This window comes from Arthrobacter sp. 135MFCol5.1, from assembly GCF_000374865.1.
In the GTDB taxonomy this organism is placed as follows: Bacteria; Actinomycetota; Actinomycetes; order Actinomycetales; family Micrococcaceae; genus Arthrobacter.
Window position 1 is genome coordinate 130,170 of record NZ_KB895463.1, and the last position, 12,650, is coordinate 142,819.

General features: G+C 66.9%; 11 protein-coding genes and 1 pseudogene. 5 read left to right on the plus strand and 7 right to left on the minus strand.

What is annotated here, in order from left to right:
* Positions 1-2: 2 nt before the first annotated feature.
* Entirely contained in the window at positions 3-1,640 is a 1,638-nt protein-coding gene (locus tag C563_RS0116435; protein ID WP_018763164.1) for a stealth family protein, read from the minus strand.
* A 49-nt stretch (positions 1,641-1,689) separates the two neighbouring features.
* On the minus strand, positions 1,690-2,619 hold the full coding sequence (locus C563_RS0116440; protein WP_018763165.1) for a hypothetical protein: 930 nt from the start codon (positions 2,617-2,619) through the stop codon (positions 1,690-1,692).
* A gap of 137 nt (positions 2,620-2,756) precedes the next feature.
* Here C563_RS0116440 and C563_RS0116445 point away from each other — a divergent pair, with 137 nt between their 5' ends.
* Positions 2,757-3,056, plus strand: a complete 300-nt coding sequence (locus tag C563_RS0116445; RefSeq protein WP_026264985.1) for a type II toxin-antitoxin system VapB family antitoxin — start codon at positions 2,757-2,759, stop codon at positions 3,054-3,056.
* Positions 3,049-3,723, plus strand: a complete 675-nt coding sequence (locus tag C563_RS0116450; protein WP_026264987.1) for a LytR C-terminal domain-containing protein — start codon at positions 3,049-3,051, stop codon at positions 3,721-3,723. The genes C563_RS0116445 and C563_RS0116450 overlap by 8 nt, the downstream gene beginning before the upstream one ends.
* A gap of 37 nt (positions 3,724-3,760) precedes the next feature.
* Here the strand turns inward: C563_RS0116450 and C563_RS0116455 are convergent, their stop codons facing one another.
* Together C563_RS0116455 and C563_RS0116460 are read right to left on the minus strand one after the other, a co-directional pair.
* Positions 3,761-4,411: a TetR/AcrR family transcriptional regulator gene (locus C563_RS0116455; protein WP_018763168.1), complete on the minus strand. Its 651-nt coding sequence runs from the start codon at positions 4,409-4,411 to the stop codon at positions 3,761-3,763.
* Positions 4,412-4,446: 35 nt separating this feature from the next.
* The gene (locus tag C563_RS0116460) at positions 4,447-5,145 is read right to left on the minus strand and encodes a DsbA family oxidoreductase (protein WP_026264988.1); all 699 of its coding nucleotides are present in this window, start codon (positions 5,143-5,145) and stop codon (positions 4,447-4,449) included.
* 215 nt (positions 5,146-5,360) lie between these two features.
* Between C563_RS0116460 and C563_RS0116465 the strand changes: the two genes are divergently transcribed.
* Complete coding sequence (locus C563_RS0116465) at positions 5,361-6,431, plus strand: glycosyltransferase family 4 protein (RefSeq protein WP_018763170.1); 1,071 nt, start codon at positions 5,361-5,363, stop codon at positions 6,429-6,431.
* Between the two features lie 46 nt (positions 6,432-6,477).
* Positions 6,478-8,646, plus strand: a complete 2,169-nt coding sequence (locus C563_RS0116470; RefSeq protein ID WP_018763171.1) for an amylo-alpha-1,6-glucosidase — start codon at positions 6,478-6,480, stop codon at positions 8,644-8,646.
* On the opposite strand, the gene C563_RS0116475 is transcribed toward C563_RS0116470, so the two are convergent.
* Positions 8,643-9,176 (minus strand): GNAT family N-acetyltransferase, encoded by a 534-nt coding sequence (locus C563_RS0116475; protein ID WP_018763172.1) that lies wholly within the window; start codon positions 9,174-9,176, stop codon positions 8,643-8,645. The genes C563_RS0116470 and C563_RS0116475 overlap by 4 nt on opposite strands.
* A 14-nt stretch (positions 9,177-9,190) precedes the next feature.
* A complete protein-coding gene (locus C563_RS0116480) occupies positions 9,191-10,150 on the minus strand; it encodes a D-2-hydroxyacid dehydrogenase family protein (RefSeq protein WP_018763173.1) in 960 nt (319 codons plus the stop codon).
* A gap of 143 nt (positions 10,151-10,293) precedes the next feature.
* Between C563_RS0116480 and C563_RS0116485 the strand changes: the two genes are divergently transcribed.
* Complete coding sequence (locus tag C563_RS0116485) at positions 10,294-11,496, plus strand: MFS transporter (protein WP_018763174.1); 1,203 nt, start codon at positions 10,294-10,296, stop codon at positions 11,494-11,496.
* A 293-nt stretch (positions 11,497-11,789) separates the two neighbouring features.
* Here the strand turns inward: C563_RS0116485 and C563_RS21510 are convergent.
* A pseudogene (locus C563_RS21510) lies at positions 11,790-12,650 on the minus strand (malate synthase A); the annotation flags it as partial.

A 12,650-nucleotide genomic window follows, 5' to 3' on the forward strand; every position in this document is an offset into this window, starting at 1 on the left:
ACTTACTTTTCCCAGGGAGCCTTGATGGGGAAGTACTTTTCCAGGAAGTCGGTCACGGCTTCTGCGCGTTCGTCGGCACTGACTTCGGGGAAACTGCCGTCGTTCAGGCAGAAGAAGTCCATGTTGCGCTTGGCGAGCAGCTTGGGCAGGTAGTTGATCCCGGCCCGCATGGTGGTGTCCACGTAGCGCACCTTCGCGGCCGTCTGCGTGACCGCTCGGCCTGTCAGCAGGGCGTAGTAGTGGTAGAACGAGTTCGTGACGGAGATGTTGTCCGCTGCCCGGAACCTGCTGGCCGCCGTCTTCCGGAATTCTTCCGGGAATTCTTCCTCCATCTGGGCCACGAGGCTGCGCCGCAGCGGAGCTGCAGTGTGTTCCAGGTGCCGTGTGGTGATCCGCCCGAACCGGTTCCAGAGAAGCTTGCGGTTGACCCGGGCGGCGTTCTCAAACCCGCTGCGCTCGGCAGCGTTCTCGCCCAGGCCGATCCTGGTTTCTGCCTCAATGAACTTGGTGATGCCGCCGGGTGTGAAGAACATGTCCGGGCCTACGGGCCGGCCAAAGAACATGTCGTCATTGGAGTAGAGGAAGTGTTCGGACAACCCTTCGATGTGGTGCAGTTGGCACTCGACCGCCTGGGAATTGTGCGTGGGCAGCACCGAGGGATCTGCAAAGAACTCTTCGCTGCGGACGATCGTGACGGACGGGTGCTCTGCCAGCCAGGCCGGAGCGGGGGAGTCCGTGGCGATGAAGATGCGGCGGATCCATGGGGCGAACATGTACACGGAGCGCAGCGCGTACTTGAGCTCGTTGATCTGCCGGAACCGGGCCTCATGGTCGTCGCCCTCGCCCAGGACCACGCCCTGCTGCTGCGCGCGGCGGGCCGCGATGTATTCCGGAGAGCTTCCGTCCACCCAGGAAAAGACCAGGTCGATGTCGAAGCTGATGTCGCTGGCGTGGTCGGCGAACATGTTCTCGATGGTGGGCCAGGTGTGGCCGTAGCGTTCCACCGTGCCGCGGACGGCGTCCTGCCGCAGCATGGTCCTGCGGGTCAGGGAGTTCTCGATGGGGAGGATCAGTTCTTCGCCTTCGAAGGACCACAGCTCGATCTGGACGCCGGCGGAGGCGCCGAACTCGAATCCGCCCACCGGCTCCACCCGCGGCCGGTACAGGCGGAAGATCCGTGCCTGCCGGTTGGAGGACAGTTCGCCGTCCGCCACCAGGACGGAGGTCTTCTTCTTGGCGTCCACGGTCATGGAGTAGAAGGGCTCGTCCCTGCACGCCTCCACCAGGGCGGCGCGGAGTTTCTTCCGGCTCTTCCAGTCCAGCGCCACCACGGGGCGGTCGTTGTTGCCGCGGACCAGGAGGTAGGCCAGGCCCGCGTTTGCCAGGACGTTCCGCAGGAACAGCAAATCTTCCACCATGGCCTGGTAGGGGGTCCTGGTGTCGTTGATCAGGGCGTAGCGGCCCTTGTGCCGGATGACATCGGGGCGGTGCCTGAGCCTTTGTTCCGCCGCCGCCGACGTGATCTCCGCGTGAAATTGTTCCTCCACGGACGCCTGGCCGCCGTAGTAGACCTCGTCCTGGACCGGTGCTTCTGTAATGGTTGTCTCCGTGGTGGTCGAAGTAAGCTTTCTTACCTGCATGATAGTCCTGCCGTGGTAACAGCAGGTTTCGGGCCGCGGCGGCAGGGGCTCAGGCGCCCAGCGCCTCCCGCCAGGCGCGCAGGAAAGCGCCGCCGGCGTCGTCGTGGATCACCGTGCTGTCCAGTCCCAGGTCCGCTGCCGTGAGGACCGGATACGGTTTGCCGGGCACGCCGTCCGCGGGCCGGACGTCAACGTGCTTGACCGGGTGGTCGTTGTGGTGCAGCCAGTCGGCCATCGCGTAGTCGGTCCGGGAATCGCCCACCGTCCGCCAAGCCTGGGGCGTGATGCCCTGGGCAGCCAGCAGTTCCGCCGCGCGGCTGGCGCCGAGGTCCTTGCCCAGCCGCACGGACTCGATATCGGTGGAGATGATGGTGGGATCCACCCGGTAATCCACTGCGTCGTCGGAATTGGGCGCATGGTGGTCCAGCCGCACAACGCCCAGGCCGTGCCTGCCCATGAGCTCCATGGCGTCAGCGTCGAACAGCTTTTGCTCGGCCAGGTACTCGGCGCTGGGCACGTCGATGTGCTGCTCCACCGAGACCATGGCGCGTTTGGTTTCGTCAAAGAACATGTGGGCGGCGTAATCCTCCGCCACCAGGCGCCGGATGTCGTCGCCGTACGCTGCGGGCACGGCGAGTTCCCGGTCCACGTGGATGGGGCCCGGCCCGGCGGAGGTGTAGCTGAACCAGACGGCGCCCTTCTCGCACACGGCGTGGATGACTGTTCCCGCCGGGATCCCGGCGGCGATCATGGGTTCCATGACCTGTTCGCGGATGAACGCGTCCGAGCGGCCGGTGTTGAAGATGACGGGGATTCCGGCTGCCGCGAGTGCCACCAGGTCAAGGATGATGTCCGGCTTCACGTCGCGGGTCACCGGGCTTGCCACGGGTCCGTCCACATCCAGCAGCAGCGCCAGCGGGGGCGTGGATGGCAGGCGGGTTCCTGGCTCGGGCATGGCGGGGGAGTCGGATGCGGTCATGGCTCCATTCTGTCAGCAGGAACCGGCCCGTTGCCGTGGAACGGGGCGATGTGACGGATGGTCACTGTTTGGCTACAACCTGGCGCCGGTCCGCCCTGATGCTTTCGCTGGGGCGGCGCGGTGCCTACTGTTGCATGGTGATATTCAAAGCTGTGGGCGAGGGCCGCCCTTACCCCGACCATGGTTACAGCACCCCGAAGCAGTGGGCGTCGCTGCCGCCGCGGCCGGTCCGGCTGGACGAACTGGTGACCACCAAGCGCACGCTGGACCTGGAGGCCTTGCTGGCCGAAGATTCCACATTCTTCGGTGACTTGTTCCCGCACGTGGTGCAATACCAGGGAACCCTTTACCTGGAGGACGGCCTGCACCGCGCGGTCCGTACGGCACTGCACCAGCGCACGGCGATCCACGCCCGGGTCCTGGTGCTCGATGGCTAGCCGCCGGCCGAAGGACCCCAGCGTCCTGCACGGCCACCGTGTGGTGTCCGGCGCTGAGCTGCGGGCGGCGATGGAAGCGGCCAAGGACGCCGACGAAACGGCCCGGGTCCGCCGCCGCGTGCTCCACGGCGTGGTCCTGTTCCTGCTGGTTGGGATGATCGCCGCGGCCATCATCGTTGCCCTCGCCATCATTAACGGGCGGCTGAAGGTTCCCACGGCCGAGCCCAGCCAGAAGCCGGTGTCTTCATGCCCCACTGCGGTGTTCGACTACACGCCCAACGACAAGGTCAGGCTGAACGTCTATAACTCCACCACCCGGGCCGGCCTGGCCCGCTCCGTGGCGGATGAATTCCTGGCGCGGAAGTTCGCGGTGGGCAATGTGTCGAACGTCAATGCCGGCTACCGGGGCGTTGCTGCAGTGGTCTCAGGCGCGGCCGGGCAGGCTGCCGCTTTCACGGTGCAGCGCAATGTACCGGGGTCCGACTACTTCCAGGACAGCAGGACCGACGCCAGCGTGGACGTCATCCTGGCCCATGATTTCGCAGCGCTCGTCCCGGCGGATGTGGTGGACCAAACCCCTGGGACCCTGGGCTGCCCCAGGGAAAGCCGCCGCATTGCCGATGCCAACAAGCTTCCGGTAACCCCGGCCGCCGTGCCGGCGCGCTGACCACGGCCGCGCTGACCACGGCTCAGCCGGCCGCCGCTTAGCCGGCCGCCGCCGGAAGGCCGGCCACGCGCAGGGGCCGCCCTTCGTCGTCGAACCTTGCTCCCGCCCCCAGCTGGATGAACCGCACCGTCCGGGCCACGCGCGCTTCCAGTTCGGCAGGCTCGTCGCTGCCCCTGGCGGCGCTGGAGGACAGCGTGCCCAGGATCAGCTGGGACTGTTGCCCCACGTCCGCCACCGGCAGGTAGCCCTGCTCCATGCCGTCACGCAGGATGCCCTGCAGCAGGGTTCTGAGCTCGCTGACGTGGTCGGAGAGTTTCGCGAAGGACGACGGCGACAGCACAGCCCCCATGGCCGGTCCGGGCGGGAGGTGGCGGCGGCTGAGGTCAACCACCTGGGCGCGGACGTAGAGGGCCAGCCGCTCCACCGGGTTCTCCAGGCGGCCCAGTGAATCGCGCAGGTCCGAGAGGAACTTCTCCGTCTCCTCCAGCGCGTAGGAAATCAACAGTTCCTCGATGTCCGCGTAGTAGTTGTAGACGGCGGTCCGGCCCACGCCTGCGTGCCGGGCCACGTCCGTCATGGTCAACCCGGGAAGGCCGTGGGTGAAAAGGAGTTCGCCGAAGGCTGTGAGGATACGGCGCTGCGTATCAGCGCGTTGTTCGGCGTTGCTGGCCGCTGAAATCCTGGGCATACAGACACTTTACCGCGATGTGTCAGTAAACGGCGCTAGATTGCGCAGCCATCCGGACCGCAGGCCCCGGCCTCCGCGGAATCGACCAACACCAACGGGTTGGCTTCCTGCCACGCCTGGTTAAGCGCGCGCGTGAACGTTTCCGCCGGCTGGGCGCCGGACAGGCCGAACTTGCGGTCAATGACAAAGAAGGGGACACCACTGATGCCCAGGGACTGGCCTTCCTGGAAATCGGACCGCACCGCGTCCGAGTACTTGTCCGTGGTGAACAGTTCGTCCACCTCGTCCTCCGGCAAGCCAAGCTCCCGGCCCAGTCCTGCCAGGTATTCCCGGCTGCCAATGTCTTTGCCGTGCTCGAAATGGTCGCTGAGGAGGCGCTCCTTGGCGGCATCCTGCTTGCCGTGGACGGCAGCGAGGTGGATCAGCCGGTGGGCCGTGAAACTGTTGGCCACCACCACCTTGTCGAAGCGGTAGTTGAGGCCCTCGTCCTTGGCCTGCTGTGCCACGTGCTCGAACATCTGCGAGACCTGCTGGGCCGGCATCCCCTTGCGGCTGCTCAGGTATTCCAGTTCGGTGCCATCGAAGTGCTCCGGCAGCCCGGGATCCAGCTGGTAGCTCCGCCACACCACATCAACAGAATCACGGTGCGGGAAGGATGCCAGGGCGGCCTCAAAGCGGCGTTTGCCGATGAAGCACCACGGGCAGGCGACGTCGGACCAGATCTCAATCTTCATGGCCTGCATAACCGGCCGGCAGGGGCCGCCATTCCGGCACCTGCCATGAGATCCGCCACATTGGGTCTTGTGGCAGCGGCCGTCGTGGGCAATAGTCGGATCAGGTGGTCATGCAGCGGCCCTCGGAATCGAAGACTCATCGGGTGCAAGAGCGCATCCGGTGTAATTTTGCCCGGCCTGCTGGGGAGCCCGGCCTGTAACCTGGGAGGCCAGGAATGCGGATTGGACTTGTCTCAGGGCCGTGGATCCCGGTCCCGCCGGCAACCTACGGAGGCACGGAAAGGGTGGTGGACGCCCTTGCCCGGGGCTTCGCCGCCGCCGGGCACGAGGTCCTGCTGGCGGCACCGCTCGAGAGTACGTGCCCGGTTAGGCTCGTTCCGGGGATGCGGGCCGCCGAGTACGAAGGACTCGGCACCAGCATCAGCGAACTCAGCCATGTTGTCAGGGCTTACGAGGGACTGCAGGACGTCGACATCATCCACGACCACACCATGGCGGGGCCCCTCTACCTGCACCGGCCGGCCGGGGTCCCGGTGGCCACCACCATCCACGGGCCCATCCACGCCCAAGCGGCGGATATCTACCACGCCGTTGCCCGGCGTGGTGCCGTGATCGCCATCTCCAAGGACCAGGCGTCGCACGCCCCCGCTGTTCCCGTCACCCGGATCATCCACCACGGGGTGGACCTCTCCGCCGTGCCCGTGGGGACCGGCAGCGGGGGCTACCTGTGTTTCGTTGGCCGCTCGTGTCCGGACAAGGGACTCCTTGAGGCCATCACCATCGCCAGGCAGGTTGGAATGCACCTCAAAATTGCGGTCAAGATGCGCGAACCGGAGGAGGTCCGCTTTTTCCGGGAAGTCATTGAACCAATCCTGGGCCCCAACGAGGACTTCGTCGGGGAAGTGGACGATGCCGCCAAATACCGGTTGGTTGGCGGTGCAACGGCGTTCCTGAACCCTATCCAGTGGTCCGAACCGTTCGGCCTGGTGATGATCGAGGCGCTCGCTACCGGCACCCCGGTGATTGGGACGCTCATCGGAGCGGCTCCGGAAATTGTGGAGCACGGCCGGACGGGATTCCTGGGAAAAACCGAGGAACTGGCCGGCTTTGTGACGGCCGCGGCCGGGCTGGACAGGGCTGTGTGCCGGCAAGCCGTGGAAGAGCGCTTCAGCGCCGCCCGGATGGTTGCCGACCACCTGGAGCTTTACGCCGAACTCATAGAAGGGAGGATGCCCTCAGGGGTTCCGCAGGTTCCCCGGGTGCACCAGAATTTATTGGGGGCCTGAATGCTTCCCGATCCAGGGGGCATCTGCCGGAGAAGGGAGCCTTTCCATGACCGCCTGGAACGAAGACAACGAGGCAGCAGTATCCGATTCGGGATCGGTCACGGTCTTGGAGGGATCGTCGTTCTGCATCTCCTCCGGCACGGGCGACATCAGTCCTGACGCCGGAACCAACGGAGCCTTCTTCCAGGACACGCGGATCATCTCGCGCTGGATGCTCAGGATCAACGGCGCATTGCGCGAACCATTGTCAGCCCAACGCCCGCAACCATTCGAGGCCACGTTCGTGGGCCGCGCCAAATGGCCCGGCGGCAGGTTTGACAGCCCCCTGGTGGTCCGCCAGGTCCGCCACATCGGCCCGGGGCTGCAGGACGACATTTCCCTCGAAAACTATGCGGCCGAACCGGTGGAGTGCGAGATCGAGCTGCTCGTCGACGCCGACCAGGCAGACCTCTTCGAAGTAAAGGGCGGCCGTACCAGCGGCCTGGACGATACCACCCGGGCCATCACGGACGGGAGACTGGTCATCGAAGCATCACGGCACGGCCAGCAACGAGGGACCGCCGTCGGCGCACGGGGGGCGGAGGTCAGCACGGACGGGCTGCGGTTCCATGTCACTGTTCCGGCACGGGGCAAATGGAGCACCAGCGTCATAGTGGTGCCCTTGGTCAACGGTGAGGCGCCGGAGGAACCCTTCAAGGAGGGGCGGCTTCCGCACCACCGGGAAGGGGTTCGCCGGCACCTGGACTGGGAGGAAGGCGTTCCGCGGATCAGCATCGAGGACTCCAGCTTCCAGAACGTGCTCAACCGGAGCCAGAGCGACCTTGGTGCCCTACGCATCTTTGATGCCCACCATCCCAACCGGGCTGCGGTGGCGGCCGGGGCGCCCTGGTTCATGGCCCTGTTCGGCCGGGATTCGCTGCTGACCTCCTACATGAGCCTGATGGTCAACCCCAACCTCGCCTTGGGCACGCTCCAAACCTTGGCCGGGATCCAGGGTAAGAAAGTGGACGTGGATTCCGAAGAGGAACCTGGCCGCATCCCGCATGAGGTCCGGCTCGGCGTCACTGCCGGCCTGTCCCTGGGAGGGACGGCGTACTACGGCACCGCCGACGCCACCCCCCTTTTCGTCTCCACCCTGGGGGAGCTAAGCCGGTGGGGCCTTTCCCGGGACGCGATCCAGCCCCTGCTGCCACACGCCGACCGGGCGCTGGAATGGATCGAAAAATACGGCGACCGGGACGGCGACGGTTTCGTGGAATACCTCCGGCCCAACGACCACGGCCTGGTGAACCAAGGCTGGAAGGACTCCTGGGACGGGATCAATTTCGCCGACGGAACCATCGCCGAAGCCCCGATCGCCCTCTGTGAAGTCCAGGCGTATGTCTACTCCGCGTACCTTGGCAGGTCCCTGCTGGCCCACTGGAGCGGCGATTCCGCCCTCGAAAAGCACTGGGCAGACAAGGCAGCCGCCTTCAAAGAGGAGTTCAACAAGAAGTTCTGGCTGAGGGACAAGGGCTACTACGCGGTGGCGCTGGACAAGGACAAACGGCCCGTCGATGCGCTGACCTCGAACATCGGCCACTGCCTCTGGACGGGCGTCGTGGACGAAGACAAAGCCGTGTCCGTCATGGAGAACCTGATGTCCCCGCAGATGTTCACCGGCTGGGGCATCCGCACGCTGGCGTCCGACATGGGCGCCTACAATCCGGTCAGCTACCACAACGGCTCGGTGTGGCCCCACGACACGGCACTGGTGGCCACCGGGCTGATGCGCTACGGGTTCGTGGACGAGGCCAAGCGGGTGGCCTCCGGGATCCTCGACGCCGCCCGGCATTTCGACGGGCGGCTGCCGGAGCTGTTCTGCGGGTTCGACCGTGGCGAATACCCTGGCCCGGTTCCGTATCCCACCGCGTGCTCGCCGCAGGCCTGGGCCGCGGCGGCGCCCGTGCAACTGGCACGGATCCTGTTGCGGTTCGACCCCGTCTTCACCCGCGGGGTGGTGCACCTGGCACCGATCCTGCCGGAGACGGTGGGCACGTTCCGGGCCGAAAATGTCCTGCTGGACGGAAGCCGGGTGACCATCAAAGCCACCGGAACAACCGGCACCATTGAAGGCCTTCCGCCGGGACTGAAGCTGCTGGCCGAGCCCCGGCCGCCGCTGGCCTACCCGTTGGAAGCGGCGGCGGCGGGCCTTGGCGCCCGCAGGCTCCCCTAAGGGAGGGGGCGTTCCAGCACGAAGTCGTGTTCCACCGTGCTGCCCAGCCGGAAGGACTTGGTTCCCACCTTGCGGAAACCCGACTTCCCATAGAAGCGGATGGCCCGGGCGTTCTGGCTGTTGACGCCCAGCCAGGCGCCCGCCGCACCGGTTGCGGCGGCTGCCTCAAGGCTGGCGTGCATGAGCTCGGCGGCGGCGCCCAACCCGTGGTAGTCAGGGTGGACGTAGCACTTGCTGATCTCCACGGACGGGACCAGCGTCAGCGCGGAGGAAACGTCCGGGTCCGCGGCGGGCCGGTCCACCAGCAGGCTGTAGCCGGTGAGCGGGCCGTCGGCATCGATGACCAGGATGGTGATGTCCGGGTCAGCGAGATAGCGCGTGAAGTGTGCTTCGCTGAGCGTGTTGGCCAGGTGCGCGGCGATGTCGGACGGTGACGACGACGGCGGGCAGGCAAGCGGAAAGGTGACCGCTGCCAGCTCGGCCAGCGGGCCGGCGTCGTCCGCTGTTGCCCTGCGGATGCTGTGGGTCATGGGGGCCTTCCGGCTCAGTCGGTGATGGTGCGGATGGGGGAGCCGGCCAGCCAGGCGGTGATGTCCTCCACGGCTCCGCCGTAGAACTGCCGGTAGCTTTCCTGCGTGACGTAGCCCAGGTGGGGCGAGAGTACCGTGTTGGGGGCGGCAAGGAGTGGGTGCCCGGCCGGCAGCGGTTCCTGGTCGAAGACGTCCAGGGCCGCGCCGCGGATCCAGCCCTCGGCGAGGGCCCTGAGGAGTGCGTCCTGGTCAACCAAGGGCCCCCGCGCCGTGTTCACGAGGATGCCTTCGGGGCCGAGCAGCCGCAGTTCCTCCTCGCCCACGATGTTTTCGGAGCGCGGGGAGAGCCGCAGGTGGAGGGTTGCGACATCGGCGAGGGTGAACAGTTCAGCCTTCGAGACCAGGCGCCCGCCGGCGCCGGCCGCGGCCTCCGCCGTCAGGTTCGGGCTCCACGCCACCACGTCCATCCCGAAGGCCCGGCCGTACGCCGCTACCCGGCGGCCGATCTTGCCCAGCCCCACGATGCCAAGGGTCTTCCCTGCCAGCTCGAAGCCCACCGTGGACTGCCAGCCGCCGGCGCGCAGCGAGTGGTCCTCGGCCGGCAGGTGCCGTGCGATGGCCAGCAGCAAGGCCCAGGTCAGCTCCGGGGCGGCAGTGGGTGAGCCGGGCGTGCCGCACACGGTAACTCCGTGCTCGGCCGCCGCCGCGACGTCGATCGAGGCGTTGGCCATGCCGGTGGTCACCAGCAGCTGCAGGGCGGGAAGTTGCTCAAACACCTCACGCGGGAACGCGGTCCGCTCGCGCATGGCGATCACCATGGTGGTGCCTGCCAACGCCGAGACCAGGGCGTCGCGGGAGGCGAAGGGTTCCCGGTACGAGGTGATGGTGACGCCCGCAGCCTCCAGGGCCGCGAAGTCGGCGAAGCCGTGGGCCACGTCCTGGTAGTCATCAAGGATGGCAAGCCGGTGCGTCATGGGTGTCCTTTGCGGTGTCCAGTCGTCCACAGTCACGTTCATCGTATGGCAGGGCCGCGCAGGTGGTCGCCTGGAGTTCCGGGCTCGCGCGGCGTGATAGCAATGAGGGTGATGAATCAAAGCCCATTCCCCATGTTGTCCCTGTGAGCGCCGGCGTCCTTTCCCGCGTGCCCAAGAGCTGGATCCTGCTGGCCTGCATCGGCCTGCTGGCCCTGAACCTGCGGGGCCCCTTCGTGGCGGTCGCGCCCCTGGTGGACCACATGCAGGCGGAACTGCACTTCTCGCCGGTCATGCTGGGGCTGCTGACGAGTATCCCGGTGCTCTGCTTCTCGCTCGCTGCTCCATTGGCCTCTCTGGCGGCGCGGAGGTTCGGGGCAGAGTTCGCCGTCACGCTGACCATCCTGGGTGTCCTTGCCGGCGTGGTGGTCCGTTCCGCGGGCGGCCCGGTGCTGGTGGTGGCCGGTACCGTGCTCATCGGGGTGGCCATCACGGTGGGAAATATTGCGGTGCCCCTGATCATCCGCCGCGATTTCGCACCGCGCCGGCAGGGGACCGCCATGGGGATCTACACGGCGGCATTGAACATCGGGTCCTTCCTGACCTCGGTGGCCATGGCTCCGCTGGCAGCGGTCACCGGGTGGCGGCTTGCGCTCGCCGCCGTCGCTGTCCTTGCGGTCGCCGCCATTGTGGTGTGGGTCCTGGCGGTGGGGCCGCGCACGGCATTCCTGGTGTCGGATCCGGATGAGGCCTCGGGTGGGGACGGGCAGCGGGCGACGGCGCGCAGTTCCGGCTGGACGACGTTCGGGCTGACCGCGGGCTTCGGCGGCCAGGCGTTCTCCTACTACGGCGTCACCGCCTGGCTGCCCAGCTACCTGCACGACGAACTGGGGATGAATGCCGCGCAGGCCGGTGCCGCGTCCTCGATCTTCCAGATCCTGGCCATCGTGGGCGGCCTCGGCGTTCCGTTTGCAGCCAAGTACATGAGTACGACGGCGGTGGCGGTCACCTTGGGGACGTTGTGGCTGGCCGTTCCCGTAGGGCTCCTGGTGCTGCCGCAGCTGTGGTGGCTGTGGTCCACGTCCGGCGGCATCGCCCAGGGCGGCGGCATCACCCTGATCTTCATCGCCGTGATCAAGCTGGCGCGCGACCAAGCCTCGGCCGGCCGGATGTCCGCAACGGTCCAGGGCCTTGGCTATTGCCTCGCTGCCGTTGCCCCTCCGCTGGTGGGCTTCGTCCACGACACGTCCGGCTCGTGGACGCCGGCCCTGCTGGTCATCCTGGCCTCCGTGCTGACCTTCTTCGCCAGCACCACCCTGTCCGTGCGGAAGGTGCCGAAGGGGCGCTAAGGCGTCGGCCGCCGTCGGACGTTCCGCCACCCCGACGCCCGCTCACTTCTTGCATCAAACGGCGGAACGCCCGCTCACTTCTTGCATCAAACGGCGGAACGCCCGCTCACCTCTTGCATCAAACGGCGGAACGCCCGCTCACTTTCTTGGGGAAAGTGAGCGGGCGTTCCGGGTTTTCCTGCAACAAGTGAGCGGGGGTGTGAGGGGTGCTCCGTCGCCGGGCAGGCGCCCCGGATTTCGGGGGGGCCTGTTGCGGAGGGCGTGCCGGCCCGGCAAACGGAAGTTGTGGTGGATCAGGCCGCTGCCAGCTCCTCGACCGTGGCCTTCTCGCGGGCTTCCGTGAGGTAGCGGGCATAGGCGGGGAGCGTCAGGAAGGACGGGAACTCACGGCTGAGCGTGACTTCCTCGAAGATGTCGCGGGCGTCCTCGAAGCGGTCGCCGTCGAAGCGCTCCAGCCGGGCGAATTCCTCGTCCAGGAGTTCTTCCACCCACTCGTGGCTGATGATCTCGCCCTGGTCCGTGATGGCCCGGGCGAAGATCCACTGCCACAGCTGCGACCGCGAGATCTCCGCGGTGGCGGCGTCCTCCATCAGGTTGTGGATGGCTACAGCGCCGTTGCCGCGGAGCCAGGACTCGATGTAGCGGATGCCCACCTCGATGTTGTTCCGGATGCCCTGCTCGGTGATGGTGCCGGTGGTGGCGGCCACGTTGATCAGGGCGCGGTCATCGGGGGTGACGTCCTCGCGGAGCCGGTCCAGCTGGTTGGGCTTGCTGCCGAGGACGCCGTCGAACACTTCGCGGCAGACGGGCACCAGGTCGGGGTGGGCCACCCAGGAACCGTCGAACCCGTCGTTGGCCTCGCGGGTCTTGTCCGCACGTACCTTCTCGAGGGCGTTGGCGTTGGCTTCCGGGTCCTTGCGGTTGGGAACGGCTGCGGCCATGCCGCCGATGGCCATGGCACCACGCTTGTGGCAGGCCCGGACCAGCTGTTCGGTGTAGGCACGCATGAACGGCTGGGTCATGGTCACCTGGCCGCGGTCCGGGAGGACGAAGCGCGGGCCGCGGGTACGGAAGTTCTTGATCAGGGAGAAGATGTAGTCCCAGCGGCCGGCGTTCAGGCCCGAGGCGTGGTCGCGGAGTTCGTAGAGGATCTC